The organism is Allobosea sp. 05T433 (genome assembly GCF_056396065.1).
The window spans coordinates 297,207-321,153 of record NZ_JBFTKS010000007.1; the positions used below are offsets into that span (position 1 = coordinate 297,207).

Here is a 23,947-nt window from a genome sequence, read left to right on the forward strand (position 1 = left end):
GGACCGATGCCATTGCTTCACCGCATCGCACGCAAAAGCCACCCGGTCATCGCCTTCATTCTCGACGGCGAGCCTTGCGAGGGGCGGGCCGGAGACACCGTGCTGACCGCCATCCTCAATCGCAGCGAGGTGCTGCGGGTGAGCGAGTTCTCGGCTTCGCCGCGCGCCGGCTTCTGCCAGATGGGCGCCTGCCAGGATTGCTGGGTCCGTCTCGAAGGCGGGGCACGCCTGCGCGCCTGCACCACGGCGCTCGCCGCCGGCATGCGGATCGTGACAGCCAAGGGGAGGGTGGCGTGACGGCGCGTGCGCAACCGCTGATCGTTGGCGCCGGGCCCGCCGGCGTCCGGGCCGCCGAGGCACTGGTCAAGGCTGGCCTGCGACCGCTCGTCGTCGACGAGGCGCCCGCCTGCGGCGGTCAGATCTATCGCCAGAGGCTGGTTGCCGACGAACGCAGCAGCGCGGCGCTCTATGGCTCCGAAGCGTCGAAGGCCGAGCGGCTGCACAGCGATTTCGCCGCCCTTGCCGGACGGCTCGACTACTGGCCGCAGGCGCTGCTCTGGAACCTGCGGGACGGCCAGGCCGATATCGCAGTGGCAGGAACCAACCGGCAGATCGCCTATGATGGGTTGATCCTGGCAACCGGGGCGACCGATCGCATCCTGCCGATTCCGGGCTGGACCCTGCCGGGCGTCTTCACCCTCGGTGGTGCCCAGATCGCACTGAAGGCGCAAGGCTGCGCCATTGGCTCGCGCGTCGTCTTCCTCGGCTCCGGGCCGCTGCTCTATCTCGTCGCCTGGCAGTATCTGAAGGCTGGCGTCGACGTCGCCGCGGTGCTGGATACCGCTCCCTTCAACGCGAAGCTCAACCTGCTGCGCGGCCTTGCGCTCGAACCTGCGGTCATCTTGCGCGGCATGCGGATGACGGCCGAACTCAGGCTGCGCGGCGTCGCGCTGCATTATGGCGTGGAGGATGTCCGCGTCGAAGGGGACAGGCGCGTCGAGGCGATCCTGTGGCGCCAGGGCACGCGCTCGCGGAGGCTCTCCTGCGATGGCATCGGCTACGGCCTGGCGCTGCGCTCGGAAACCCAGCTCGCCGATCTCGCCGGTTGCCGCTTCGGGTTCGACGAGCGTGACCGTGCCTGGCTCCCTGAACGCGATGCGGCCGGTCGTGGCAGCGTGCCAGGCGTCTATCTCGCGGGTGACGGGGCTGCCATTGCGGGTGCCGATGCGGCGGAACTCGCGGGCGAGCGCGCCGGGCTAGCCCTGCTCGAGGATCGCGGCTTGCCGCATGACCCGGAGCGCGCCGAGGCCATTGGGCGCGCGCTTTCCCGCATCGGCCGCTTCCGCAATGTCCTCGAAGCCGCGTTCCCGTTCCCGGCGCATTGGGCGAAGGACATTGCCGACGAGACCCCCGTCTGCCGCTGCGAAGAGATCAGCGCTGGCGAGGTTCGCCGCGCGGTCGGTCATTTCGAGATCAGCGAGCTCAATCGGCTGAAGGCCGTCAGCCGGATCGGCATGGGCCGTTGCCAGGGGCGGATCTGCGGCAGCGTGGCGGCCGAGCTTCTCGCCGGAGAGACGGGCCGGGGAATCGACGCTGTCGGCCGGCTGCGGAGCCAGGCGCCGGTCAAGCCGATCCCCCTCGCGTTGACGATGGCCGAGACCGGTGCGGAGGCCGCGGAATGAGCCGGCGTCTTGATGTCGATGTCGCCATCATTGGCGGCGGCCTGGTCGGCAGTTCGGCGGCTCTTGCGCTGCGCGGCATGGGCATGTCGGTGGCGCTGCTCGACAAGGGCTTTTGTGGCGCGCAGGCGAGCGGCGTAAACTATGGCGGTGTGCGTCGCCAGGGACGGCCGCTCGAGCAGTTGCCGCTGTCTCAGCGCGCGCATGCCATCTGGCCGCGGCTGCAGGCGTTGATCGGCATCGATGGCGAGTTCCTGCGCTCCGGCCACCTCAAGCTCGCGCGCGACGAGGCCGACATGGCTGCACTTGAAGCCTATGCCGAGACAGTTGCCGGACAGGGGCTCGGCCTCGAGCTGATTGGCCATAACGGCCTGCGCGAGCGCTTCGGCTGGGTCGGCGGCGACGTGTTCGGCGCCTCCTTCTGCGCCGGCGACGGCCATGCCAATCCGCGACTGGTCTCGACCGGCTTTGCCAGCGCAGCGCGCCGTGTCGGTGTCCATGTGCTGGAGAACACGCCGGTGAAGGGCGTAACGCGCAACGGTGCGGGCTTCGCGCTGGAAGCGGGCGATGATCTCTCGCTGAGCGCGCGTTTCGTCATCAACAGCGCGGGCGCCTGGGCTGACAGCTTCGCTGCGGCATTTGGCGAGCCTGTGCCGCTTGCGCGCATCTATCCCTCGATGGTGGTGACCGAGCCGCTCGAGGCGATCATGACCGCCAATATCGGCATGGAGGGCGGCGGCATCTATGCCCGGCAGGTCGAGCGCGGCAATTGCGTCGTCGGCGGCGAACGCGCCTTGCCCCTGGACGATCCCGATTTCTCGCGCCCACGCGGCGAGGGCGCGCTTGCCATCATGAACCGCGCGGCCGAACTCTTCCCGGGCCTGCGCCACGCCCATGCCATCCGCTTCTGGAGCGGCACCGAGGGAGCGATACCCGATCGCAACCCGGTGATCGGGCCGAGCCTGACGACACCCGGCCTGATCCACGCCTTCGGCTTCACCGGGGCCGGCTTTCAGATCGCTCCCGGCGTCGGCGAGGTCCTCGCCGAACTTGTCCGCGACGGGCGCAGCACGACGCCCATCGACGCGTTCACGATCGGACGCTTCGCGCCCGTTCCGATTTCGACCCGCACAGACCGAGGCTCGGGTGCGGGAGAAGCATCAGAGCCACCACACACAAGGGAGACACGTTCATGATCAACCGCCGTACCGCTCTGGCGAGCACTGTCGCCGCATTTGCCGTCGTCGCCTCCGGCGCCGCCATGGCGCAGTCCAAGACGCTCTATGTCGGCATGAATGGCGGCAATTTCGAGCGCACCTTCACGCAGGCTGTCTTCCCCGAGTTCGAGAAGGCCAATGACGTCAAGATCGTCGTCGTGCCGGGCACTTCCTCGGACATCCTGGCCAAGGCGACTGCGGCCAAGGACAAGCCGCAGATGCATGTGATGTTCCTCGATGACGGCGTCATGGTGCGCGCGATCGGCGCCGGCCTCTGCGAAAAGCTGAAGCCCGGTCCGGAGCTGGCCGAGCTTGCTCAGGGCACCCGGATGAAGGACGACATGGCAGTCGGTATCGACCTCGGCATGACCGGGCTCGCCTATAACAAGAAGATGTTCGACGAGAAGGGCTGGGCTGCGCCGACTTCGTGGATGGATCTCGCCGACCCGAAGTTCAAGGGCAAGGTCGTGTTCCAGTCGGCCTCGGCGTCGTCCTTCGGTCTGCACGCCTTCCTGATGTTCAACCGTATCCAGGGCGGCAACGAGACCAATGTCGAGCCGGGCTTCAGCAAGTTCCGCGACCTGATCGGCAAGAACGTGCTCGAGTTCATCCCGAGCTCGGCCAAGATCTCGGAAATGGTCCAGACCGGCGAAGCAGCGATCTTCCCGCTGACGCCGACGGCGGTCGCGACCTTGAAGGAAAAGGGCATTGCGGCGGAATATGCCCAGCCGAAGGAAGGGTCCGTCGTGCTGATGGTGGCGCAATGCGTCATCGCCAATAACTCGGAGCCGGAGCTGGCACAGAAGCTGGCGGCCTATCTGCTTTCGGCCGATGCGCAGAGCAAGGCGCTGGCTGCCGGCAATGTCGTGCCTTCCAACACCAAGGCAAAGGCCACGACGCCGGAGGCCGAGGAGAAGCTCAAGGCCTTCCACGCCAACATGAAGACCGCAGTGACGCTGGACTGGGATGCGATCAACGCCAAGCGCCCGGAATGGAACAGCCGCTGGAACAAGATGATCGAACGCTGAGCCTGAGGCCCGGCTTCCACGGCGCGCGGTCGGTTCGACCGTGCGCCGTTCTCGTTTCAGGACTTGCCGATCAGGACTTGCCGCCCCGCTCGTCGACGAGCCCGCGCAGGGCTTCGATATGAAGATTGCCCGCCTTCAGTGCCTTGCTCTCGACAGCGCGGTAATGCGCCACGACCTCGCGTCCGAGCGGCGTCAGATGCGCTCCACCGCCCTTGCTGCCGCCGGGCTGGGCTTCCACAAGCGGTTGCCGGAACATCCTGTTGAGTTCGTCGACCAATAGCCAGGCTCGCCTGTAGGACATGGTCATCGCCCGTCCCGCTGCAGAAATCGAGCCCGTCTGCTCGACAGCTTCGAGCAACTCGACCTTGCCCGGGCCGAGTCGGCCGCCGGGCGAGAAGTCGAGCCTGAGGCTGAGTTCGACGGCGGGGGGCGGCGGCGTTTCGGGCATTCAGGCGTCCTTGTTGCGCAACCAGTCTAGCCGGCTTCGGTCAGGCCCGCATCGTCGTTTCCCGCCGCATAGCCATATATGCCGAACTACAGCGCAATGGCACCGCCAGTCTCCATTGCATGCGGCAGGACATCGTCAGGGCGCATCGACCGAGACGCTTTTGATGACCGCATAGATCGGGCTGCCCGGTTTCAGCCCAAGCTGAGACACCGATTTCGTGGTCAGCCGGGCAACGAGCATGGCGCCATTGCAATCGATGCGCAGGTCGACGGCGGCTCCCTCCGTTCCGCGCCCCATGCCGACCTCGGCAATGGTACCCGGCAGCACATTGAGTGCACTGATGCCTTCCAGCGGGTTGAGGCTGAGGAGAACGTCGCTGGCGAGGATGCGGACGCGCAGCCGCGCTCCCGCGCGCAGACCGGGACGCGCGACAAAGAGCCGGCCTGCCTGGGTCGACAGCGTCGCCAGGTGATGGACAGGGTCAAGACCCGTGACTTCGGCGTCGAGGACGGCGCTCGCTTCCGGCGCCCCGGGCAGCATCGCGACATCGAGCCGCGACATCACCTCGGCCGTCGGGCCCGACGCCTTGACCGCGCCCTGGTCGACGATGACCAGATTCGTCGCAAGGCGTGCGACCTCGGCCGCCGAATGCGAGACATAGACGATCGGCAGGCCCATCTCGTCGCGCAATCGCTCGATATAGGGCAGAATCTCGGCCTTGCGTGCTTCGTCAAGCGAAGCGAACGGCTCGTCCATCAAGAGCAGGCGCGGCCTTGCCAGCAGGGCTCGGCCGATCGCCACGCGCTGCTTCTCGCCGCCGGAGAGCCCCGCGGGGCGGCGCTCCAGCAAATGGCCGATGCCGAGCAGTTCGAGTACGCTTGCAATCTCGGTGCCGTCATGGCCGTGGTGCCGGGCGAACCAGCGTCCGAAGAGCAGGTTCTGGCGGACGGTGAGATGCGGGAACAGCCGCGCTTCCTGGAAGACATAGCCGATCCGGCGGCGATGTTTGGGGACGAAGATGCCGCGGTCGGTATCGACCAGGGTTTCGCCGGCGACGACGATCCGGCCACGTGTCGGGCGGATCAGGCCGCCGATGACATTGACCAGCGAGGTCTTGCCCGAGCCGGAGCGCCCGAAGAGAGCCGTCAGACCGCCATCCGCAGTGAAGCGGGCGTCGAGCAGGAAGTTCCCGAGCCGATGCTCAACCGCGACATCGAGAGCCGGTGTCATTCGATCGCGATCCGGCGCCCGACAAACCGCGCCATCGCCTCGGAGGCAAACAGTGCGATGACGGATATGGCAATCGAGATCAGCGTCAGCCGCATGGCTCCGGCCTCGCCTCCCGGCACCTGGGTGAAGGTGTAGATCGCCGAGGGCAGAGTCTGGGTCTCGCCGGGGATGTTCGAGACGAAGGTGATGGTTGCGCCGAACTCGCCCATCGCCTTGGCGAAGCTCAGGATCATGCCAACGACGATGCCGGGCAGGCACAGCGGCAGGGTCACGGCGAGGAAGACCCAGAGCGGACTGGCGCCAAGGGTGCCGGCGGCATCCTCCAACTTGCGATCGACGGCCTCGATCGAGAGCCGGATCGCCCGCACCATAAGCGGAAAGCCCATCACCCCGGCGGCAAGCGCGGCACCGGTCCAGCGGAAGGACAGGACGATGCCGAACCAGTCATAGAGGAACTGCCCGATCGGGCCGCGCCGTCCGAAGCCGATCAGCAGCAGGTAGCCGGTCACGACAGGCGGCATGATCAGCGGCAGATGCACGAGGGCGTCCAGGAGCGACTTGCCCCAGAAACGGCCTCGCGCCAGCAGGAACGCGATCGCGATGCCGATCGGCAGGCTCGCGATCGTGGCCGTCGTTGCGACAAGCAGGCTGAGCCTGACCGCCGTCCACTCCTCAGGGGACAGCCAGTCGCTCACGAAGAGCTGGCAGCCTTGTTCAGCACCGTGAAGCCCTGCTTCTCGAAGGCGCCCTTTGCCGCGGGACCGCGCAGATAGGTCAGGAAGGCCTGGGCGTCAGCATTGGCCGAGTCCTTGGTCACCGCGACCGGATAGATGATCGGCGGGTGCGAGTCCTCGGGGAAAGTGGCGACAACCTTGACCTGCGGGTCCGCGGCGGCATCGGTGGTGTAGACGATGCCGAGCGGCGCCTCGCCGCGCGAGACCAGCAGCAGGGCGGCACGAACGTTGTCGGCCTGTGCCACCTTGTCCTTGATCTTGTCCCAGCCGCCGAGCTTCTCGAGCGCAGCCTTGCCGTATTTGCCGGCGGGCACGGAATCGACATTGCCCATGGCGAGCCGGCCGGAGCCGAGCACGGTGGCCAGATCGACGCCTGGCTTCAGTTCGACCTTGGCAGCCGAATCCTTGGCGGCGATGAGCGCGATCCGGTTGGCCAGCAGACTGACGCGGGTGTCAGACTTGATCAGGTTCTTCGAGGCCGCGTAATCCATCCAGTCGAGATCCGCCGACATGAAGATATCGGCTGGTGCGCCCTGTTCGATCTGCTTGGCCAGCGCGTTGCTCGCCGCGTAGGAGATCTTTGGCGCCGGCTTGCCGCTTTCCTTGACCCAGCTGGCCGCGGCCTCGTCGAGCGCATTCTTGAGGCTCGCAGCCGCGAAAATGACGAGCTCCTTGCTCTGTGCCTGGGCCTTGCCAGAGACAGTGGCCATTCCGAAAAGGAAGGCTGCGGCAAGGCCGAGTACGTGGCGGCGGGTTGTCATGGTCGCGTTCCCTCGAAATCGCAATCGCTGTGCATCGTGGAATATAGCGATCGTTGCGTGGCGTCGAGAGCCGTGTCAATCACCATGAGTGAGGGGATGGCCCTCCGGACATGCTGAGGAGAAAGCTCGTGAAGATCAGCGCCCGCAATCAGCTCAAGGGAAAGATCGTCGAGATCACGAAGGGCGCGACGACCGCCCATGTCCGCATCGACATCGGCGGAGCGATCGTGACCTCGGCCATCACCAACGCAGCGGTCGACGAGCTCAAGCTCACGGTCGGGCAGCAGGCCTACGCCGTGGTGAAGGCCTCCGACGTGATGGTCGCGATCGACTGACGGCGATGGTGCGCGAGAACGAGATCCGCGACCACGAGGTTGCGGTCGCGCCGCCCGTGGCGAGCGATGCCGGACTGGTCTTCATTGGCAGAATCCGGACGCCGTGGAGTTCTCGGTTGACCTGCCCGCGCCAGGGGCGGATCGATGGGCCGCTCTGTCGGATCGAGCTGTTCGAGCCCTGGGATGCGGCGCTTGCCGGGATCGAGCGCTTCGAGCGCCTGGAGGTGCTGTACTGGCTGCACCGGTCCCGACGCGACCTCGTGCTTCAGAGTCCTGCAAGTGACGGGCAGACCCACGGCACTTTCGCGCTTCGCTCCCCCGTCAGGCCCAATCCGATCGGCACCTCGATCGTCACGCTGGCCGCCCGGGAGGGGCCGGTGCTGCTGGTCCGTGGGCTCGATTGTCTCGACGGGACGCCGCTGCTCGACCTCAAGCCCGACCGCACGCTGTTCACGGCGATCGCGCCCGCTCAGCCGGGCGATTTCGAGGTCGGCGGTTAGTCTCGGGAGCCGCCGCCCGGTGGGTGCTTGTGGATCGGGTCGATCCAATAGACCTCTTCAGGCGCCTCGACCGGGTCGACATCGGTGATGTTGACCACTACGGCCTCGTTGTCGGAACGCACCAGCACGCATTCGAGAGGCTCGTCCGGATTGGCGTTGATCTCCTGGTGCGGCACGAAGGGCGGCACGTAGATGAAGTCGCCCGGCCCGGCCTCCGCGACGAATTCGAGCCTCTCCCCCCAACGCATGCGGGCCTTGCCGCGCACGACATAGATCACGCTTTCCAGCTCGCCATGATGATGCACACCGGTCTTGGCATTGGGCTGGATCGAGACCGTGCCGGCCCAGATCTTTTGCGCACCGACCCGGGCGTGGTTGATCGCAGCCTGCCGGAACATGCCAGGCGTCTGGGCGGTGTTGGGATCGAGCTTGTCGCCGGTGATGACGCGCACGCCGTCATGTTTCCAGCGTGGCTCGTCATGGTCGTGCGAATGCGGGTGATCGTGCTCGGCCATCGCAGGCTCCTTCCATCCGGGAAGGCTAGTCCGATGGGCGCTGCTGGCAAGCCTCAATACCGGATCACGCCAAAACGCCTGAAGGCGTCGTGGATGCGGTCGGCATAGGCGTTGAAGCTCGGGTAGTCGCCGAGATGGGCGGGGCGTAGCCGCGGCAGCTCGATCGCGATTTCGTCGACGATGCGCCCGGGTGTCGGCGACATCACCAGCACGCGGTCGGAAAGGCCGATCGCCTCGTCGATGCTGTGGGTGATGAACACGACCGTCTTGCCGGTCTCCAGCCAGAGCATTTCGAGATCGTGCCGGATCTGCGTGCGGGTGATGGCGTCGAGGGCGCCGAAGGGCTCGTCCATCATCAGCACCGACGGATTGTGGATCAGGGCCCGGGCGAGCGAGACGCGCTGGCGCATGCCGCCCGAGAGCTGCTTCGGATAGCGATCGACCGCATGCGAGATGCCGAGCTTGGCGAATAGATCGAGCGCACGGGCGCGTGCCGGCGCCAAGGGCAGGCCACGGATCTCGGCCTGGAGCATGACGTTCTCCAGAGCGGTCCGGAACTCCAGCAGCAGATGGTCCTGGAAGACGATGCCGATATCGGTGAGCGGTTCGGTCAGTGTCCGGCCGTCGACCAGCAATTCGCCGGCGCTGACCGGCATCAGCCCGGCCGCCATGAGCATGAAGGTGCTCTTGCCACAGCCGGAAGGGCCGATCAGGCTGACGAATTCGCCGCTCCGGATATCGAGGGTGAGACCGTCGACGGCGGTGAAGCTGCCGAAGGTCTTGATGACGCCGCGTCCCTGGATGGAGGCGGCGCCGGAGCTCGGGGCTTGAGTCGCGAGGCTCATGGAATCCTCAGGAACAGGCTGGTGCCGAGGCGGGCAGCAGCTCGGTCGAGTAATAGTCTGTGATCGGCTTGTCCTTGGGCAGACCGAGATATTGCGTCAGCAGGTCGAAGCTGACGGTCCAGTTCTTTTCCGGAACCTTGCCGAGTGACGTCGCGCCCGGTGCGCAGAGCAGCTTGTTGACGACGTCGAACTGCGCCAGCACCTGGGCCTTCTTCACCGAAGGAAATTGCGCCACCACTGCATCGGCCGCAGCGTCGGGGTTCTTGCGGGCGGCGTCCCAGCCCTGGAGGCTCGCCTCGACGAATTTCTTGAACAGATCGGCATCGGCCTTGATCCGGTCGTCGCGGGCGATCATCGAGAGGCCGACGGTCGGCACGCCGACATCGCGATAGAAGATGTCGCGCACCTTGAAGCCGCGCTCGCGAATCTGGATCGAATGGAAATCGGCACCGCCGAGGATGGCGTCGACCTTCTTTTCCAGCAGCGCGCCGACAAAGGCGCCGGGATCGATATTGATGATGTCGAGCTTGGTCTTGTCGATCTGGTTGCTGGCCAGGATCGCATCGAGCAGCGTCGTCTGGGCCGTGCCGGGCTGGACCGCGACCTTCTTGCCGATCAGGTCCTTGGGGGAGGCGATGTGGCTCTCTTCGAGCGAGATTATGGCAAAGCCGTTGGTCTGCAGAACCGGGGCGATGATCTTCACCGGCGCGCCCTTAGTGCGCAGCTGCATCGCGGCAGGCGCGTCGGCGAAGCCGATATCGGTCTGGCCGGTCGCGACCATCTGCGCAGTGGTGCCTGAGCCTTTGCCTTCCTCGATGGTCAGGTTGATGCCGGCCTTCTCGTAGAGACCGAGTTGCTTGGCCATCATGAAGCCGGCATTGGGCGCTGCGGCGAGGAAGTTCAGCGTGATCTTCATCGGCTTGCCGGCGCCCTGAGCGAAGGCGGTCGTGGCGCTGAGCGCGATCAGTGTTGCTGCGGCGATGAGACTGCGGCGGTTCATGTTGGTTCCTCCCATGATCATTGTCCGGTGCCCCGGTTCGAGCCGGGTATTTCTTGGTCTTGGATAGGTCAGCCCTTTCGCTGCCAGGGCATCAGCAGCACTTCGAGCCCGTCGACGAGATAGCTGAAGACGATGCCGACGAGGCTGAGCGCAACGAGGCAGGCGAAGATCAGCGGCATGTCGAGGAAGCTGGTGCCGCGCAGCAGCAGATACCCGAGGCCGGCATTGGCGCCGACGAACTCGCCGACGATGGCGCCGGTGGCAGCGAAGACGGCGGAGACCTTCAGGCCGGAGAAGATATAGGTCAGCGCTGCCGGCACCCGGACATAGCGGAAGGTCTGCCAGGCTGAGGCGCCCATCGAGCGCGTCAGGTAGAGCACCCGCTCGTCCAGCGCCCTGAAGCCGGTCATGCTGGCGACCAGTGTTGGGAAGAAGCAGAGCAGGAAGGTCAGCAGCACCTTCGGGAACAAGCCGAAGCCGAACCAGACCACGAAGAGCGGGGCGATCGCGATCTTGGGCACAAGCTGGAAGAAGACGATGACCGGGTAGATCGCCTTCTCCAGGATCTTCACGGAGACGATGATGTAGCCGAGCGGGATCGAGATCACCGCCGCCATCAGGAAGCCGAGCACGATCTCATTGGCGGTCACCAGCGTGTGCTGGGCGATCAGGGCCCGGTCGATCCAGAGCCGCTCGAAGAAGGCGCTCGGCACGGGCAGGATGTATTCCGGGATGCCGGCCATCGGCACGAACCACTGCCAGGCGAGCAGCAGCACGGCAAAGCTGGCAAGAGGCCAGGCAATCGCGGAGACCCAGGCGTGGGCAGGGCCGGTGGCCGGAACAGGTGTCGCGGAGGATGCCGCGGCAGGCGCGATGGCACCATCGTTGCTCATGCCTGGATTCCTGTCTGGAGGAGAGGGCTCGGCCGGCCATTCAGCGAAGGGCTCTGCAGCGATGAACTCTGGCGACGGCGCAACGGCCAGATCTCGGCCATCTCGACTGCGGCCCTGTGCAGAGCGTCGGCAATCGAGCCATGGCGCGCGACCTGCATCCGGGCCGCAGGGCCGGCGACGCTCAATGTGCCGGCGATCGGCGCCTCGGCTCCAGGCGCGGAGCGAAAGGTCGTCGCCATCGCCACAGTGCCGATCTCGCCTTCCTCCACGGCGAGTGCAAAGCCGCGCTGCCGCGTCTCGGCGAGATGGCTGCGCAAGGCCTCGACGCCGGTGACGGCATTGGGACCCGTGCGCCCCTCCGCCTGAAAGCCGCGCGCGCAAACGATGCGAAGCGCCTGGTCTTCGGGCAGGGAGGCGAGCCAGGCCTTGCCGGTCGCCGTGGCATGCAGGACGATTTCCGAGCCCATTGGCGGCTCGTAGCGCAGGCCGGCGGTCGCGCCCTGCGACCGCGCGATCCAGACCAGATTCTCCCCCTCGACCACGGCCAGGCGACAATATTCGCCCGTCGCCTGGGCGAGCCGGTCGAGCACGATCTGACCGGCATCGGGCAGATGACGCAGGTCGAGATTGCGGAAGGCGAGGAGCGAGAGCTTCAGGGTCAGCGCATAGGCGCCGCTAGCGGGATCCTGCGCGACAAAGCCGCGCTCGGCGAAGGTGGTCAGCAGGCGGTGGGTCGCACTGGCAGGCAGGTCGAGCCGCTCGGCGAGGGCGCCGAGATCGATGCCGGCGGGTTCGCCCGACAGCATTTCCAGCATCTTCAGCGCGCGGTCCACCGCTGCGATCGTCACCGTTCCACCCTCATATCTTCTTTTTGGAATAGCATTCCATTTCGGAATTTGATTTCGTATATGAGCGAGGACAGGCCGAGTCAACGGCCCTGCGATGGCTGGAGAGGGGAGCGACCATGAGTTTGGCAGGCGAGGGGGCGGTCGCAATCTGGCACGACATCGCGCCGGAAGGACGCGAGGTCTTCTATGCCTGGCATGGTCAGGAGCACATGCCGGAACGGGTCGGCATTCCTGGATTCCTGCGCGGCCGGCGCTATGTCGCCATTGAGGCCGATCTCGAATTCTTCAATCTCTACGAGGCGCTGAGCGTCGAGGTTCTGAAGGGACAGGATTACACGGCACGCGTGAACGCGCCGACACCCTGGACCCTTGCCGCGGTCAAGCATTTCCGCTCGGTCGCCCGCTCGATCTGCCGGGTGGCGCATAGCGCCGGGCCGGCGCAGGGTGGGCTGATCGCGACGCTGCGCTATGATGTGCCGGACGTGCAGGCGGCGGAACACAAGGCTGCCTTGCTTCGGCAGCTGGTTCCCGATCTGCTGGGGCGACCGGGCGTCGCCGGCGTGCATGTGCTCACCGCCGATGCCGAGGCGAGCGGCGTCGCCACGGCCGAGCAGAAGGCGCGTGGCGTCGCCAATGCCGTCCCACGCTGGGTGTTGCTGCTCGAAGGCTGGGGAGACGAGGCGGAATTCGTGAGCTTGGCCAAGGTGGAGCTCGCGGCTGAGAAACTCACGGCGCTTGGCGGCGAGGGGCCATTCGATCTAGGGCTCTATCGTCACCAGATCACCCGAACCAAGACTGCCTGGAGTGCGGGCTAATGACTGCGACCTACGAATTCGGCGGGCGCCGCGCGATCATCACCGGTGGGGCTGGCGGGCTCGGGCGTGGCATGGCCAAGGCGCTGATGGATGCCGGCGCCGAAGTCGAGCTCTGGGACATGAGCGCGTCGGCGCTGGCGCAGGCGCGGTCGGAACTCGGCCCGGCCATCAGCGTCCGGGAGGTCGACATCACGAATGTGGCGGCGGTCGAACATGCCGCCGATACCGTCTTTACCGGTGGCCGGGTCGATATCCTCGTCAACAATGCCGGTGTGCTCGGCGAGGTCAAACCGGTCTGGGAAACCTCGCCGGAGAATTTTCAGCGCGTGCTGCAGGTGAACCTGTTCGGAGCCTATCTCGTGACGCGTGCGGTCGTCGGGCGCATGCGGGCACAAGCAGCGCGCCACACCGCACAGAACCCGCACCCGTTGCGCGGCCATGTCGTCAACATTGCTTCGATCCAGGGCAAGGAAGGCATGGCGATGGCGGCTGCCTACAGCGCCTCCAAGGCAGGATTGATCGCGCTGACTAAGAGCGTCGCCAAGGAAACCGCACGCGACGGCATTATCGTGACGGCGATCACGCCGGCCGCTGCCGAAACCGCGATGGCCAAGGAAATCTCGGCCGAGCGCCGCGCAGACATCCTTGGCCGTATCCCGATGGGCCGCTTCGTCGAGATCGAGGAGGTGGCCAGAATGGTGCTCTGGCTCTCCTCCGACGAGTGCTCCTTCTCGACCGGGGGCATTTTCGATCTGTCAGGCGGCAGAGCGACTTACTGAGTCAAACTCCAGCGCTTTCTTAGATCGTCGGATCGGATCTGGTGTCCGGTCCGACGACCCAGCCTTCTGCGTTTGGATCGGCTTTCCCGAAAGCCGCAATCCAGTTTTCGAGCCGGTGCTTTAGCTCTTCCTGGCCGGCCCCGTTGCGATCGCCCGGTCGCTCGCGCCCCATTCGGCCCAGGAGCCGTCATAGATGGCGCGCGCCGGTTTGCCGATGGTCTCGAGCGCGGTCGAGAGGATCGCGGCCGAGACGCCCGAGCCGCAACTGGTGATCATCGGCTTGTCCAGATCGACGCCAGCCTCGGTGAAGGCGGCAGCGATCGCCTCCGGCGAACGGAGCCTGCCATCGGCGATGATTGCCGGGAAGGGCAGGTTGAGCGAACCCGGCATATGGCCCGAGCGCACGCCGGCGCGCGGCTCCGGCGCCTCGCCGCGGAAGCGGTCGGCCGGACGGGCGTCGACGACCTGGATCGCAGCGCCATTCAGCGCACGCTCGACATCGCCGGCATCGGCCACGGCGGAGTGGTCGAGACGGGCGGTGAAGGTGCGGGCGGCGCGGGTACGGGGCGGGCCTTCCTCGATCGGGCGACCTTCGGCCTGCCATTTCGGGAAGCCGCCTTCGAGGATGACGACGTCCTTCGCCCCGAAGGTCTTGAAGGTCCAGCGGACGCGCGCGGCCGAGAACAGGCCGAGCCCGTCATAGACCACAATGCGCATGCCGTCGCCGATTCCCATGGCGCCGACAGCGGCCGCGAAGGCATCCGGCCGCGGCAGCATGTGCGGCAGATCGGACTTGGCGTCCTTCACCGTATCGATGTCGAAGCGCACCGCACCAGGAATGCGCCGTGCCGCGTATTCGGCGGCGGGATCGCGGGCATGCACGGGGAGATACCAGGAGCCGTCGACCACCACGATATCGGGCGCGTTCAGGCGCTCGGCGAGCCATTCGGTGGAGACGAAAACATCGTTGCTGGCCATGGTCGGCGTTTCCTGCTGATGAGGCGAAGTCTGGCGGGCTCAGGCAAGCGCGATGCGCACGCGCCTGTTCTGCTTGCCCTTCTTCTCGATATCGGTGATCGCAACAACACCGATCTCGGAGGTGTTGCGGACATGAGTTCCGCCGCAGGGCTGGAGATCGATGCCTTCGATCGAAACCAGCCGGACGCGACCGGACCCGCGCGGTGGCTTCACCGACATGGTCTTGACCAGGCCGGGATTGGCGTCGAGCTCCTCGTCGGTAATCCAGCGCTCGCTGACGGCGGCATTGCGGGCGATCAGCGCGTTCAGCTTCTCGCCGATCTCCGCCTTGTCGAGCCCGCCTTCCGGAATGTCGAAATCGAGACGGCCGTCGCCATCGCCGATCGAGCCGCCGGTGACGGGGAAGGGCAGCACGACGCTGAGCAGGTGCAGGGCCGTGTGGATTCGCATGCGCTTCAGGCGGCGCTCCCAGTCGAGCAACAGGGTGACAGTGTCGCCGGGCTGAGGTGCGGCCTGGCCCTCGAGCGGCACATGGATGACGCGGCTCTTGTCCTCGGGGTCGTATATCGTGGTGCCGATGGCGATCTCGCTGCCGTCGGCGAGGCGGATCCGCCCGGCATCGCCCGGCTGGCCGCCGCCGGTGGCGTAAAACACCGTGCGATCGAGAACGATGCCGCCGCGCTCGTTCAGCGCCTCTACCTTGGCCGGGGTCTCGGCGAGGTAGGAGTCCTGGCGGAAGAGCAATTCTGTCGGCATCGGTCGTGGTCCTGATTCATCTGCGGCTGGCGCTGCGGCCGGCAGACTGCACCGATTGCGTGGCGTGCGCCACATGCCATGACGCCGTGTGGGGATTGCGGCGATCGAGGCGCTGCAGAAGCGGGACGGGCAGGGCGGCAAGGTTGCGCCGATCACTTGTGGGGCTGTATGTCCGGGAGGCCTCTCGTCCGGAGAAACCATGTCATTGCCGCGCATGCAGCCGCAGGACGGCGTCGCCTGGGTCACCGGCGCGAGTTCCGGCATCGGCGAGGCCGTCGCACTCGAACTGGCCGCTCGCGGGTGGACGGTGGCGATCACGGCGCGACGGCTGGAACAACTCGAAGAACTCGCACGACGCGCGACCGGATTGCCCGGTCGTATCGTTGCCCATGCCGGCGACGTGACGGATGCCGCAGCCATGCGCGTGGTGGTCGATGCCATCGAGAGCGTGCATGGGCCGATCGCGCTGGCCTTCCTGAATGCCGGCGTCGCGCCAGTCACCCGACCCGGCGTGTTTGACATCGCGGCTCTCGAGGCTGCTCTGGCGGTCAACACCCTTGGAGCAGCCAAGGGGCTGGCCGCCGTGCTGGAGCGGATGAAGCCGCGGGGCCGTGGCCATATTGCGGTCAACGCCTCGATCGCCGGTTTCGGCGGCCTGCCGAGAGCCGCCGCCTATGGCGCTTCCAAGGCGGCGACGATCTACATGTGCGAGGCGCTGAAATTCGACTGCGACAGGCTCGGCATTCGTCTTCAGGTCGTCAATCCGGGCTTCGTCGATACGCCCCTGACGCGCCAGCACGATTTCTCGATGCCGCTCCTGATGACCGAGGCGGTTGCAGCAAAACGCATCGTCGACGGCTTCGCGCGCGGCGGCTTCGAGATCAGCTTTCCACGCCGGCTGTCATGGGCGGTGAAGCTGATCAACCTGTTGCCCTACCCGGTCTATTTCCGGGCGATCGGGTGGTTTACCGGCCGGGCGAAGCGAGAGCAGGCGTAAGCTGCCCGCCGAAGCGGCTCTCCAGCCAAGCGACGCCGAAATGGGTGATCGCCGCAGCGTCGACGAGGATGCTTGCTGCGGCGCCGATCTGTCCCTGCCGACCCTGTCCGGAGGCAAGGAATGCACCGACGATCTCGGCAAAGTAATCCTCATCGAGCCCGGCGACGATGGGATCGCCCGTGTCGAATTCCTCGATCATCCGCCACAGCGTGCCGGATGCGGTCGCGAACGGGACTTCCCGGCGCAGGATGCGCTTGCCCGGGATCTGCGCGAGGTGTTCGGCGTGATGCAGCAGGGTCAGCGTGTCGCGGGGGGCGCCGACCATGAGAACCTTGCCGCCGATGGAGACGAGCTTCGCCAGCGGAGAACCTTCGCCATAGCCATAGTCGAGCGGGTGATCCTGCGTGATCCAGTCCGCCCTGGCACCGAGTGCTGCAACCGAAGCGCCGGGATTGCCACTGCGTTTCGCGCCGGGGGTGGTGCGCAGGAATTCCGGCAGCACGCCATTGTCGCGAATGGCACGTGACGACGCCGGATCGAAGGGCGGGAGATGCGCGCGCCAGGTTTCGGGAACGCGGCCCTCATCGTCGAGCAGGTCGTCATAGGCGCCGTCCCAGTCGGTATAGGCCAGCAGCGTTCCCTGAGCGCCGATTGTGTCGAGCAGGGCGCCGATCAAGGCATCGGGACCGTTCAGCAAGCGTCCGACGCGGCTCATCGCGGCATGGACCATCACGGTGTCGCCGGGCTGCAGGCCGAGGCGCTGGAGGTCCGCACGCAGGGCCGCGCGGGTGAGGAAGGCGGGGAGTGTGTCCGACATGCGAAATTGATCCGGCGCTGACTCAACGTCATGGCCGTGACGGACGATTGTGGCGCGTTTCAGATTGTCCGGCAGGTTTTGACGATGAGATCGACGAACCATTGCATCGCCGGGTTCGACGTTGCGCGCAGTCCATGCACGAGGTCGATCGCGAAAGCCGGAACCTCGTAGGGTAGGGGAAGGATCGCCACGCCTGCCACGTCGGCAAAGCGCAGGGCGATTCGCTCCGCCATGGTCGCCACGAGATCAGTCCCTGCCAGTACAAAGGGCACCGCCACGACATGCGGAAGCGTGACCGCGACCCTGCGCTTGTGTCCGTGTTCCGACAGAATGGCATCGACGGCACTCGGTGAGCCATCGCCTCCCATCGACGAGAACAGGACATGGGGGAGGCGCACGAAATCAGCACGGTCGAGCGAGATGCCCGGAGCTGCGCGGGATGCATCGCGAACGCAGGTGAAGCGCTCCATCAGCAGGAACTGCCGGGTTGTGCGGGAGGAGGCGGGCAGATGGCCGCCGATCAGGGCATCGACCTCGCCGCGTTCCAGCCGCGCCAGGCTCTCGACCGCATCGGTGATGGGACGCACGGTGAGATCGACCCCGGGCGCGTCGCGCCGCAGCGCTTCGACAAGGGCCGGCACGATGACGAGGTCGCCGTAATCCGTCACTGCGATGGTGAAATGCCTCCGTGCCGAGCCTGGATCGAAGCCCGGCCCGGAATCCAGCGTTCTGCGAATCTGTTCCAGCGCCTCGCTGACCGGTCGGGCCAGGGCAAGCGCCCTGGCGGTCGGCTGCATGCCCTCGGCCGTCCTGACCAGCAGGTCGTCGTCGAACAGGGCTCGCAGGCGCGCCAGCGCGCTGCTCATCGAGGGTTGTGCCAACCCGATGCGCTGCCCTGCGCGGGTCACATGGCGCTCCTCCATCAGGGCCTCGAAGGCGACGAGGAGATTGAGATCGATCGCAGCCAAATTCATGGCGACGATTATGGTCATGCCGATAATCGATTTCCAAGATGGCGATATGCCTGCCTATCGTCTGCGCCCCAGGCAAACGGGCGTGTCTCATGCGATCCAATCTTCCGCGCCTGATCCCGCGCGGGCCGACATTGCTGGCGCTCGGCGTCATGCTCGGGCTGATTTTTCCCACGCTGGCCGAGCTGGCGCGCCCGCTGATGCCGGCGGCGATCTTCCTGATCGTGCTCGGGACGCTGCTGCGGATCGACATGATCGCGGTGGTCGCCGTGATCCGGCGTCCTTCGCTGTCGGTCTTCCTACCCTGCGTCGCGATGATCGCATGTCCGATCCTCGCAGGCATCGCCGCGCATCTGATCGGCCTTGCCCCTGAGCTCGCACTGGCGCTGGTTCTGGCCAGCTCAGTGCCACCGTCGAGTGGCACCGCGGCGGTCGCAAGAATGCTGGGGCTGGATGGTGCGGTGCCGCTGGTCGTCACGCTCCTGTCCATGGCGCTGGCGCTCCTCACCATACCGTTGCTGGCAAGCTGGTCCGGCGGGCTCTCCGTCGCGCCTCTTGACCTCGCGCTGAGGCTTGCGCTGCTGATCGGAGGGGCTGAGGGCGTCGCGCTCATCCTGAGGCGGCACGCCGCAGCCGCGCTGGCTGCCCATGGCGCCGCGGTCGATGGCATCACTGTCGCAGCATTGCTGGTCTTCGCTCTGGCGACCATGGCCGGCATGCGCAGCCAGATCGAGAATGATCCTCAGGCGGCCATCATCTGCCTGGCGCTTGCCTTCGCCTGCAATCTCGGCATGCAGCTTGGCGGGGTCCTGGTGCTGCCGGGTTCCTTGCGCGAACGCCTGGCGGTCGGCCTGATTCTCGGGAACCGCAATGTCGGTCTGGTCTGGTCGGCGCTTGGTACTGCTGCAACCCCGCGGATGGCACTTTACTTCGCAGCGACTCAGCTGCCGATCTACATCATGCCGCGCCTGCTCGAGGCGCTGCTCGCAAGGTCACGCAAGGATTGTCCGGTCACCGGAATCTCCGGTCGTGCCATGTCAATCGAAGGGAATGCCGATGACACGATCTGATCTTACGCCGGAACTGGCGGCTCGCTTCGCCGCCATTGCGCTGGGGCACGTCCGGCGCGAATACCCCAACAAGCCTGATCATGTCCTGGCCGGCCCCGAAGACGCCCGAACGCCGCGTGAACTCCATCCGGTCTTCTATGGCAGCTATGACTGGCATTCCTGCGTTCACAGCTACTGGATGCTGGCGCGCCTGCTGCGCCGCTTTCCGGACCTTCCGAATGCCGGAGATATCTGCGCCCTGTTCGACGAACAGTTCGTCGCGGACAAGGTCGCCGTCGAGTGCGCCTATCTTGCGGCGCCGACGGCGCGCGGCTTCAAGCGGCCCTATGGCTGGGCTTGGCTTTTGAAACTGGCCGAGGAACTGCACCTGCATGACGACCAGCGCTGGTCGCAGATGCTCGCGCCGCTGGCGGACGCATTCGCTCAGCGCTTTCGCGACTTTCTGCCGCTCGCGACCTATCCGGTCCGCGTGGGCACGCATTTCAACACGGCCTTCGGCCTCAGGATGGCGGCAGACTATGCTGCGGTGACGCGGGACGACGCCTTCATGGCGCTGCTGCGAGACACCGGCAGGCGCTGGTACGGCGGGGATGCGGATTGCCCGGCCTGGGGCGAGCCGAGCGGCGACGACTTCCTGTCCTCGGCGCTGATCGAGGCGGAATGCATGAGGCGTCTCCTGCCAGGGGAGGAATTTCTGCCCTGGTTCGACGTCTTCCTGCCCAGGCTTGCCGACAGCGGACCGGAAACCCTGTTCCGGCCGGCGACTGTCAGCGATCGCACGGATGGCAAGATCGCCCATCTCGATGGTCTGAATCTCAGCCGGGCGTGGTGCTGGCGCGCGCTCTCCGCGGCGCTGCCGCCGGGCGATCCGCGCCGAACCCTGGCAGAGGACGCTGCCGCACGGCACCTGGCGGCCGGGCTTCCCCATATCGCCGGCGACTATATGGGCGAACACTGGCTCGCGAGCTTTGCCGTGCTCGCGCTCGAAGGATGAGGGCACGAAGCACGGCAGGCAGGCTATGCGCGACCCAGGGACGCAAGGGCATCGAGCGCCCGCTGCCGGCCAAAACCGAGATCGATGATCGGGCGTGGATAGGTTTCTCCGAGCCGGACGCCAGCGGCCGCGAGCTTGCCAGGCGAAAGCGTCCAGGGACTGTGGATCTCCGGGGCTGGAAGCTGACCGAGTTCCGGAATCCAGCGTCGGACATAGGTGCCGTCGGGGTCGAATTTCTCGCCCTGCGTCACTGGGTTGAAGATGCGGAAATAGGGAGCGGCATCGGCGCCCGATCCCGCAACCCATTGCCAACTCGTGGGATTATTGGCGGGGTCGGCGTCAACCAGAGTGTCCCAGAACCAGCGCTCGCCTTCGCGCCAGTCTATGAGCAGGTGCTTGATCAGGAAGGACGCGACGATCATCCGCACGCGATTATGCATCCAGCCGGTCGTCCAGAGTTCGCGCATGCCGGCATCGACGATCGGATAGCCTGTCAGCCCGCGTTGCCAGGCGTGCAGCGCGGCATCGTCCTGTCGCCATGGAAAAGCGTCGAAACGCGCGTTGAAGTTCTGCGTCGCCAGGTCAGGGTGATGGAAGAGCAGGTGGTAGGAGAATTCACGCCAGCCGATTTCGGAGAGAAATTTCTCTGCATCGCCGGCGCTGCCCGGGATTTCTCCTGCATGCCGGGCTGCCAGCGTGGCGTGCCAGAGCTGGCGGGGCCCGATTTCACCGAAGCGCAGATGCGGAGAGAGGCGCGAGGTCGAGACCTTGTCGGGACGATTGCGACCCTCGCTGTAGCCTGCGATCGCCTCGCCGAGGAAAGAGGAGACGGCGCCCGTCGCGCCAGCCTCGCCCGGAATCCAGGCCTCGCGCATGCCTCCAGCCCAATCGGGCGCGGTCGGTTCCAGCATCAGCCTCTCATGATCGAGGGCAAGCGGTTTCAGCGATTCGGGGAGAGGCAGCGGTCTCAGCTGTGTGGGGGCTGGGGCAGGAGCTGCCGGCTCGCCGCGCGCCCGGACTGCGCGCCAATAGGGCGTGAAGACCTTGAAGGGCGTGCCGGAGCCCGTTGCGATCTGCCAGGGTTCGTTGAGCAGGCTGGCATTGTAGCTCGCGACGGTCGTGCCGGCCTGGGTCAGTTCGCGCTTCACCTCAGAATCAAGCGCAATGGCGGCGGCCTCGTAGCGACGATTCCAGGTGACGAGGTCGACGCCTGTTGCGGCCACGACCATGGGAATCAACCTGGCAGGGTCTCCCCGCATCAGGACGAGCCTGCCGCCGCGCGCGCCCAGCTCTTCGGCGAGCGCGGCGAGAGAGCGTGACAACCACCAGCGCGCTGCGCCGCCCAGCACGCGCCGTTTCGGTGATTCGTCGAGGATGTAGAGGCAAAGGACGGGGCCATGGGCCGCAGCTGCGCAAAGGGCAGGATTGTCGGCGAGACGCAGATCGTCGCGGAACCAGAACAGGGAGGAGGCGCTCATCCCTCCTGATAGCCTGCCTCCCGATAGCCTGCACCAGCGGCTCACGCGAAATCGGCGCCGTCAAGGCGCCGATCCTGGCATTGCTTCCGGGCGGGAGAATCGACCTCCGGGCCGGTATGCGGCGCTATCAGCGGTAATAGGGCCGGCCGTAATACTGGCGATGGCGCCAGTGCCCGCGTGCATAGCCATAGGGCGGCGGGCCGTAATGGCGGCGGCCGTAATAGCCGCGTGGGGGACCGTAGCGATAACCGTGAGAATAGTGTCCCCGGCCATGGCGCCAGTCGCGATACTGAACCTGCTGAATGTCGGACGTCCCGCTCAGCAGGTCGCCAGCCGTGGTCGGTGGCGCTGCGAGTGCGGCTGCGGGCAGGGCAGCCGTCAGGCCCAGCATCAGGGCCGAGGCGAGGAAAAAGTTTCGCATGATTCGTCTCCAGGTGAATCGGATCGACAGCATGGAAGCCGATCGGGCTCGAACCGGTGATGAACGGGATTGTCCGGAACCGTTCATCTCGCGCAAGGCACAGATGCCTCGCTTTCGCGAGGATCAGGGCAGTCAGCGCATCATGTTAAGGAGGTGGAGGCCTCGCCCGGAATCGAACCGGGGTGCAAGGATTTGCAGTCCTCTGCGTAACCACTCCGCCACGAGGCCATCCGGGGACAGTCACGCTGCGGTGATGTCCTAGGGCCGCCTATAACCACATGGCGCGCCGGCCCGCAACCGGGAACAGCAGCATTCGTCATGATGACCTATGGTCACCTGTGGATGAGCGGAATTCCTGCCATCGAAGTGTCTTAAAGGGCTTGCGCCCGGACAAAGGCGTCGCTATTACCCCGGCCATCGGTCCCGGATAGCTCAGCGGTAGAGCAATCGACTGTTAATCGATTGGTCGCAGGTTCGAATCCTGCTCCGGGAGCCAACACTTCTTACATTCATGAAATTGATGCCCGTGTGCCATCTCCTCTACGAGGGGGCGGCAGCGTGTCGGCTCGCGATTTCAGAATCTTATGCGCTTTTGCTGATCCGAGCTCTCGGCATGTCGGCGCGTAATGCGCGTCCGCCCTTGCGCGATCCCCTCACCACGATCCGCCGAGGTTCGTTGATCAGGGCGTGGCCGCCAGGCGCCGATCGACGGCGCGGGCGCGGAGCTGCCTGGAGAGGATGGGCCGAGCCCTCTCGATGTCATGATCAGGATCGAGGGATCGCTGAGCGATCGCTATTGGGCAGAATGACCGAATCCAAACCGGTCTGATTCAGAGGCCGCGATCGCAGATCAATCGAGATGTCGCCGGCAGAATCCTGCCGGTCGAATCTTGGCCGGATTGCCTCGCGACGACGCCGTCAGGTCGTCTGTGGATGCGGCGCGCATGTGCTCCTCAGCTGTGAGAACTCGCTGCAGCCGAACCGGTGTCCTGCCGCGGCCATCTTGCCTTTTGCGACCGCCTCGAACAAAAGCTGAGGACGGCGAACACGCGCCGCGCAGACGGAGATTGAGGATATGGACAGCTTCACCGAGCTGCGCCGGATGATGGTCGATTGCCAGTTGCGGACCTATGACGTGACGGACCGTGCGGTTCTCACGGCTGCCGACCGCGTTCCGCGCGAAGCATTTCTTCCCGCCGAACTCTCCCACCTTGCCTATCTCGATCAGTCTGTCGCCTTGCCGGGTACGAGCCGGGCGCTGATGACGCCGATGGTGATCGTGCGGATGATCCAGATGCTCGGCATTCAGCCTGGCGAGCGCGTGCTCGAATATGGCGGCGGCACGGGATATGGCGCTGCATTGATGTCGGATATGGGCGCGGTCGCCACGCTTTGGGAGCCTGATGCGGCTGCCCTGGATCAGGCTCGTGGCGCGCTTGCGCTGGCTGGCGCTGTTGGCGTCACGCTCAGCGCCACACGGCCTGCCGAATCTCATTTCGACGCGATTCTCGTCAGCGGCGCCTGCGAGACCGTTCCAGAGAGCCTTTTTGGTCTCGTCAGCGATAACGGCCGGCTGATCCTGGTCGAGGGGCAGGGGCGGGCCGCGCGGGTGCAGCTTTATCAAAAGAGCGCCCAAACCATGTCGGCGAGGCCGGTTTTCGATGCTGCCGCGCCTGTTTTGGAAGAATTCCGCCGCGTTCCGAGTTTCGAATTTTGATTCGGCAGTGTCGCATTTATGCGGCACTGCGCCATGGAAACGATTGTTCGCGCCTTGGTGAGATTGGCGCGGGCCGCGGCTCCGGGTATGAATCACTACAACTATGCCGAGGCTGGGGCGA

Annotated in this window: 27 protein-coding genes and 2 tRNA genes; 13 read left to right on the forward strand and 16 right to left on the reverse strand. The window is 65.9% G+C overall.

Annotation, left to right across the window (positions count from 1 at the left end; genetic code table 11):
• Window positions 1-6 precede the first annotated feature (6 nt).
• The 4 genes from AC1DGP_RS12740 to AC1DGP_RS12755 are packed head-to-tail and all read left to right on the forward strand — an operon-like array spanning window position 7 to window position 3,924.
• Complete coding sequence (locus AC1DGP_RS12740; RefSeq protein WP_441505847.1) at window positions 7-297, forward strand: (2Fe-2S)-binding protein; 291 nt, start codon at window positions 7-9, stop codon at window positions 295-297.
• Entirely contained in the window at window positions 294-1,682 is a 1,389-nt protein-coding gene (locus AC1DGP_RS12745) for an FAD/NAD(P)-dependent oxidoreductase (RefSeq protein ID WP_441505846.1), read from the forward strand. Before AC1DGP_RS12740 ends, AC1DGP_RS12745 begins: the two co-directional genes overlap by 4 nt.
• The gene (locus AC1DGP_RS12750; protein ID WP_441505845.1) at window positions 1,679-2,875 is read left to right on the forward strand and encodes an NAD(P)/FAD-dependent oxidoreductase; all 1,197 of its coding nucleotides are present in this window, start codon (window positions 1,679-1,681) and stop codon (window positions 2,873-2,875) included. The genes AC1DGP_RS12745 and AC1DGP_RS12750 overlap by 4 nt, the downstream gene beginning before the upstream one ends.
• Window positions 2,872-3,924: a polyamine ABC transporter substrate-binding protein gene (locus AC1DGP_RS12755; protein WP_069880423.1), complete on the forward strand. Its 1,053-nt coding sequence runs from the start codon at window positions 2,872-2,874 to the stop codon at window positions 3,922-3,924. Before AC1DGP_RS12750 ends, AC1DGP_RS12755 begins: the two co-directional genes overlap by 4 nt.
• Window positions 3,925-3,994: 70 nt before the next feature.
• Here the strand turns inward: AC1DGP_RS12755 and AC1DGP_RS12760 are convergent, their stop codons facing one another.
• The 4 genes from AC1DGP_RS12760 to modA form a co-directional block, all read right to left on the reverse strand.
• Window positions 3,995-4,372, reverse strand: a complete 378-nt coding sequence (locus AC1DGP_RS12760; protein WP_441489866.1) for a winged helix-turn-helix domain-containing protein — start codon at window positions 4,370-4,372, stop codon at window positions 3,995-3,997.
• A 135-nt stretch (window positions 4,373-4,507) separates the two neighbouring features.
• Window positions 4,508-5,602 (reverse strand): molybdenum ABC transporter ATP-binding protein, encoded by a 1,095-nt coding sequence (modC, locus tag AC1DGP_RS12765; RefSeq protein ID WP_476832197.1) that lies wholly within the window; start codon window positions 5,600-5,602, stop codon window positions 4,508-4,510.
• Complete coding sequence (gene modB / locus AC1DGP_RS12770; protein ID WP_441489868.1) at window positions 5,599-6,297, reverse strand: molybdate ABC transporter permease subunit; 699 nt, start codon at window positions 6,295-6,297, stop codon at window positions 5,599-5,601. Before modB ends, modC begins: the two co-directional genes overlap by 4 nt.
• Complete coding sequence (modA, locus tag AC1DGP_RS12775) at window positions 6,294-7,097, reverse strand: molybdate ABC transporter substrate-binding protein (protein WP_441489869.1); 804 nt, start codon at window positions 7,095-7,097, stop codon at window positions 6,294-6,296. The genes modB and modA overlap by 4 nt, the downstream gene beginning before the upstream one ends.
• A gap of 128 nt (window positions 7,098-7,225) precedes the next feature.
• On the opposite strand from modA, the gene AC1DGP_RS12780 reads away from it, so the two are divergent.
• Together AC1DGP_RS12780 and tsaA are read left to right on the forward strand one after the other, a co-directional pair.
• On the forward strand, window positions 7,226-7,432 hold the full coding sequence (locus AC1DGP_RS12780; protein WP_441479394.1) for a TOBE domain-containing protein: 207 nt from the start codon (window positions 7,226-7,228) through the stop codon (window positions 7,430-7,432).
• A 5-nt stretch (window positions 7,433-7,437) separates the two neighbouring features.
• Window positions 7,438-7,932: a tRNA (N6-threonylcarbamoyladenosine(37)-N6)-methyltransferase TrmO gene (gene tsaA, locus AC1DGP_RS12785; RefSeq protein ID WP_441489870.1), complete on the forward strand. Its 495-nt coding sequence runs from the start codon at window positions 7,438-7,440 to the stop codon at window positions 7,930-7,932.
• Here tsaA and AC1DGP_RS12790 read toward each other — a convergent pair.
• The 5 genes from AC1DGP_RS12790 to AC1DGP_RS12810 all read right to left on the reverse strand — a co-directional run bounded on the left by AC1DGP_RS12790 (window position 7,929) and on the right by AC1DGP_RS12810 (window position 12,033).
• Window positions 7,929-8,447 carry a cupin domain-containing protein gene (locus AC1DGP_RS12790; RefSeq protein ID WP_441489871.1) on the reverse strand — a complete coding sequence of 173 codons (519 nt, stop codon included), beginning with the start codon at window positions 8,445-8,447 and terminating at the stop codon, window positions 7,929-7,931. The two genes, tsaA and AC1DGP_RS12790, sit on opposite strands and share 4 nt — an antisense overlap.
• A 53-nt stretch (window positions 8,448-8,500) precedes the next feature.
• Window positions 8,501-9,292 (reverse strand): ABC transporter ATP-binding protein, encoded by a 792-nt coding sequence (locus AC1DGP_RS12795; protein WP_441505844.1) that lies wholly within the window; start codon window positions 9,290-9,292, stop codon window positions 8,501-8,503.
• 7 nt (window positions 9,293-9,299) lie between these two features.
• Complete coding sequence (locus AC1DGP_RS12800) at window positions 9,300-10,292, reverse strand: ABC transporter substrate-binding protein (RefSeq protein WP_441505843.1); 993 nt, start codon at window positions 10,290-10,292, stop codon at window positions 9,300-9,302.
• A gap of 68 nt (window positions 10,293-10,360) precedes the next feature.
• Entirely contained in the window at window positions 10,361-11,185 is an 825-nt protein-coding gene (locus tag AC1DGP_RS12805) for an ABC transporter permease (protein WP_441505842.1), read from the reverse strand.
• The gene (locus tag AC1DGP_RS12810) at window positions 11,182-12,033 is read right to left on the reverse strand and encodes an IclR family transcriptional regulator (RefSeq protein ID WP_441505841.1); all 852 of its coding nucleotides are present in this window, start codon (window positions 12,031-12,033) and stop codon (window positions 11,182-11,184) included. Before AC1DGP_RS12810 ends, AC1DGP_RS12805 begins: the two co-directional genes overlap by 4 nt.
• A gap of 116 nt (window positions 12,034-12,149) precedes the next feature.
• Between AC1DGP_RS12810 and AC1DGP_RS12815 the strand changes: the two genes are divergently transcribed.
• Window positions 12,150-12,848 carry a hypothetical protein gene (locus AC1DGP_RS12815; RefSeq protein WP_441505840.1) on the forward strand — a complete coding sequence of 233 codons (699 nt, stop codon included), beginning with the start codon at window positions 12,150-12,152 and terminating at the stop codon, window positions 12,846-12,848.
• The gene (locus tag AC1DGP_RS12820; RefSeq protein WP_441505839.1) at window positions 12,848-13,627 is read left to right on the forward strand and encodes an SDR family NAD(P)-dependent oxidoreductase; all 780 of its coding nucleotides are present in this window, start codon (window positions 12,848-12,850) and stop codon (window positions 13,625-13,627) included. The genes AC1DGP_RS12815 and AC1DGP_RS12820 overlap by 1 nt, the downstream gene beginning before the upstream one ends.
• A gap of 120 nt (window positions 13,628-13,747) precedes the next feature.
• Here the strand turns inward: AC1DGP_RS12820 and sseA are convergent, their stop codons facing one another.
• Together sseA and AC1DGP_RS12830 are read right to left on the reverse strand one after the other, a co-directional pair.
• A complete protein-coding gene (gene sseA, locus AC1DGP_RS12825; protein WP_441505838.1) occupies window positions 13,748-14,605 on the reverse strand; it encodes a 3-mercaptopyruvate sulfurtransferase in 858 nt (285 codons plus the stop codon).
• Window positions 14,606-14,644: 39 nt separating this feature from the next.
• A complete protein-coding gene (locus tag AC1DGP_RS12830; RefSeq protein WP_441505837.1) occupies window positions 14,645-15,361 on the reverse strand; it encodes an alanyl-tRNA editing protein in 717 nt (238 codons plus the stop codon).
• Window positions 15,362-15,560: 199 nt separating this feature from the next.
• Between AC1DGP_RS12830 and AC1DGP_RS12835 the strand changes: the two genes are divergently transcribed.
• On the forward strand, window positions 15,561-16,358 hold the full coding sequence (locus tag AC1DGP_RS12835) for an SDR family NAD(P)-dependent oxidoreductase (RefSeq protein ID WP_441505836.1): 798 nt from the start codon (window positions 15,561-15,563) through the stop codon (window positions 16,356-16,358).
• On the opposite strand, the gene aac(3) is transcribed toward AC1DGP_RS12835, so the two are convergent.
• The gene (gene aac(3), locus AC1DGP_RS12840; protein ID WP_476770036.1) at window positions 16,327-17,175 is read right to left on the reverse strand and encodes an aminoglycoside 3-N-acetyltransferase; all 849 of its coding nucleotides are present in this window, start codon (window positions 17,173-17,175) and stop codon (window positions 16,327-16,329) included. The genes AC1DGP_RS12835 and aac(3) overlap by 32 nt on opposite strands.
• A gap of 59 nt (window positions 17,176-17,234) precedes the next feature.
• A complete protein-coding gene (locus AC1DGP_RS12845; RefSeq protein WP_441505834.1) occupies window positions 17,235-18,167 on the reverse strand; it encodes a LysR family transcriptional regulator in 933 nt (310 codons plus the stop codon).
• 71 nt (window positions 18,168-18,238) lie between these two features.
• Between AC1DGP_RS12845 and AC1DGP_RS12850 the strand changes: the two genes are divergently transcribed.
• Complete coding sequence (locus AC1DGP_RS12850; protein WP_476832198.1) at window positions 18,239-19,216, forward strand: hypothetical protein; 978 nt, start codon at window positions 18,239-18,241, stop codon at window positions 19,214-19,216.
• Complete coding sequence (locus AC1DGP_RS12855) at window positions 19,203-20,210, forward strand: DUF2891 domain-containing protein (RefSeq protein ID WP_441505832.1); 1,008 nt, start codon at window positions 19,203-19,205, stop codon at window positions 20,208-20,210. The genes AC1DGP_RS12850 and AC1DGP_RS12855 overlap by 14 nt, the downstream gene beginning before the upstream one ends.
• A gap of 23 nt (window positions 20,211-20,233) precedes the next feature.
• Here AC1DGP_RS12855 and AC1DGP_RS12860 read toward each other — a convergent pair whose 3' ends face one another.
• From AC1DGP_RS12860 to AC1DGP_RS12870, 3 genes are all read right to left on the reverse strand, one after another.
• Window positions 20,234-21,688 carry a cryptochrome/photolyase family protein gene (locus tag AC1DGP_RS12860; protein ID WP_441505831.1) on the reverse strand — a complete coding sequence of 485 codons (1,455 nt, stop codon included), beginning with the start codon at window positions 21,686-21,688 and terminating at the stop codon, window positions 20,234-20,236.
• 127 nt (window positions 21,689-21,815) lie between these two features.
• Window positions 21,816-22,109, reverse strand: coding sequence for a hypothetical protein (locus AC1DGP_RS12865; RefSeq protein WP_441489886.1), 294 nt, complete (start codon window positions 22,107-22,109; stop codon window positions 21,816-21,818).
• Between the two features lie 154 nt (window positions 22,110-22,263).
• Window positions 22,264-22,337: transfer RNA gene (locus tag AC1DGP_RS12870), tRNA-Cys, on the reverse strand.
• 193 nt (window positions 22,338-22,530) lie between these two features.
• Between AC1DGP_RS12870 and AC1DGP_RS12875 the strand changes: the two genes are divergently transcribed.
• Window positions 22,531-22,605 (forward strand) — tRNA-Asn (locus tag AC1DGP_RS12875).
• A 579-nt stretch (window positions 22,606-23,184) separates the two neighbouring features.
• Entirely contained in the window at window positions 23,185-23,826 is a 642-nt protein-coding gene (locus tag AC1DGP_RS12880; RefSeq protein ID WP_441505830.1) for a protein-L-isoaspartate O-methyltransferase family protein, read from the forward strand.
• Window positions 23,827-23,947: the final 121 nt, after the last annotated feature.

Excerpts from the sequence above, each read along its gene's own strand:
- modA (WP_441489869.1), bottom strand. The coding sequence starts at position 7,097 with ATGACAACCCGCCGCCACGTACTCGGCCTTGCCGCAGCCTTCCTTTTC.
- AC1DGP_RS12845 (WP_441505834.1), bottom strand. The coding sequence starts at position 18,167 with ATGACCATAATCGTCGCCATGAATTTGGCTGCGATCGATCTCAATCTC.
- AC1DGP_RS12790 (WP_441489871.1), bottom strand. The coding sequence starts at position 8,447 with ATGGCCGAGCACGATCACCCGCATTCGCACGACCATGACGAGCCACGC.
- AC1DGP_RS12805 (WP_441505842.1), bottom strand. The coding sequence starts at position 11,185 with ATGAGCAACGATGGTGCCATCGCGCCTGCCGCGGCATCCTCCGCGACA.
- AC1DGP_RS12795 (WP_441505844.1), bottom strand. The coding sequence starts at position 9,292 with ATGAGCCTCGCGACTCAAGCCCCGAGCTCCGGCGCCGCCTCCATCCAG.
- AC1DGP_RS12860 (WP_441505831.1), bottom strand. The coding sequence starts at position 21,688 with ATGAGCGCCTCCTCCCTGTTCTGGTTCCGCGACGATCTGCGTCTCGCC.
- AC1DGP_RS12820 (WP_441505839.1), top strand. The coding sequence starts at position 12,848 with ATGACTGCGACCTACGAATTCGGCGGGCGCCGCGCGATCATCACCGGT.
- tsaA (WP_441489870.1), top strand. The coding sequence starts at position 7,438 with ATGGTGCGCGAGAACGAGATCCGCGACCACGAGGTTGCGGTCGCGCCG.
- AC1DGP_RS12855 (WP_441505832.1), top strand. The coding sequence starts at position 19,203 with ATGACACGATCTGATCTTACGCCGGAACTGGCGGCTCGCTTCGCCGCC.
- AC1DGP_RS12750 (WP_441505845.1), top strand. The coding sequence starts at position 1,679 with ATGAGCCGGCGTCTTGATGTCGATGTCGCCATCATTGGCGGCGGCCTG.
- AC1DGP_RS12850 (WP_476832198.1), top strand. The coding sequence starts at position 18,239 with ATGCGATCCAATCTTCCGCGCCTGATCCCGCGCGGGCCGACATTGCTG.
- AC1DGP_RS12800 (WP_441505843.1), bottom strand. The coding sequence starts at position 10,292 with ATGAACCGCCGCAGTCTCATCGCCGCAGCAACACTGATCGCGCTCAGC.
- AC1DGP_RS12740 (WP_441505847.1), top strand. The coding sequence starts at position 7 with ATGCCATTGCTTCACCGCATCGCACGCAAAAGCCACCCGGTCATCGCC.
- AC1DGP_RS12865 (WP_441489886.1), bottom strand. The coding sequence starts at position 22,109 with ATGCGAAACTTTTTCCTCGCCTCGGCCCTGATGCTGGGCCTGACGGCT.
- AC1DGP_RS12755 (WP_069880423.1), top strand. The coding sequence starts at position 2,872 with ATGATCAACCGCCGTACCGCTCTGGCGAGCACTGTCGCCGCATTTGCC.
- AC1DGP_RS12835 (WP_441505836.1), top strand. The coding sequence starts at position 15,561 with ATGTCATTGCCGCGCATGCAGCCGCAGGACGGCGTCGCCTGGGTCACC.
- modC (WP_476832197.1), bottom strand. The coding sequence starts at position 5,602 with ATGACACCGGCTCTCGATGTCGCGGTTGAGCATCGGCTCGGGAACTTC.
- AC1DGP_RS12880 (WP_441505830.1), top strand. The coding sequence starts at position 23,185 with ATGGACAGCTTCACCGAGCTGCGCCGGATGATGGTCGATTGCCAGTTG.
- AC1DGP_RS12815 (WP_441505840.1), top strand. The coding sequence starts at position 12,150 with ATGAGTTTGGCAGGCGAGGGGGCGGTCGCAATCTGGCACGACATCGCG.
- AC1DGP_RS12760 (WP_441489866.1), bottom strand. The coding sequence starts at position 4,372 with ATGCCCGAAACGCCGCCGCCCCCCGCCGTCGAACTCAGCCTCAGGCTC.
- sseA (WP_441505838.1), bottom strand. The coding sequence starts at position 14,605 with ATGGCCAGCAACGATGTTTTCGTCTCCACCGAATGGCTCGCCGAGCGC.
- AC1DGP_RS12830 (WP_441505837.1), bottom strand. The coding sequence starts at position 15,361 with ATGCCGACAGAATTGCTCTTCCGCCAGGACTCCTACCTCGCCGAGACC.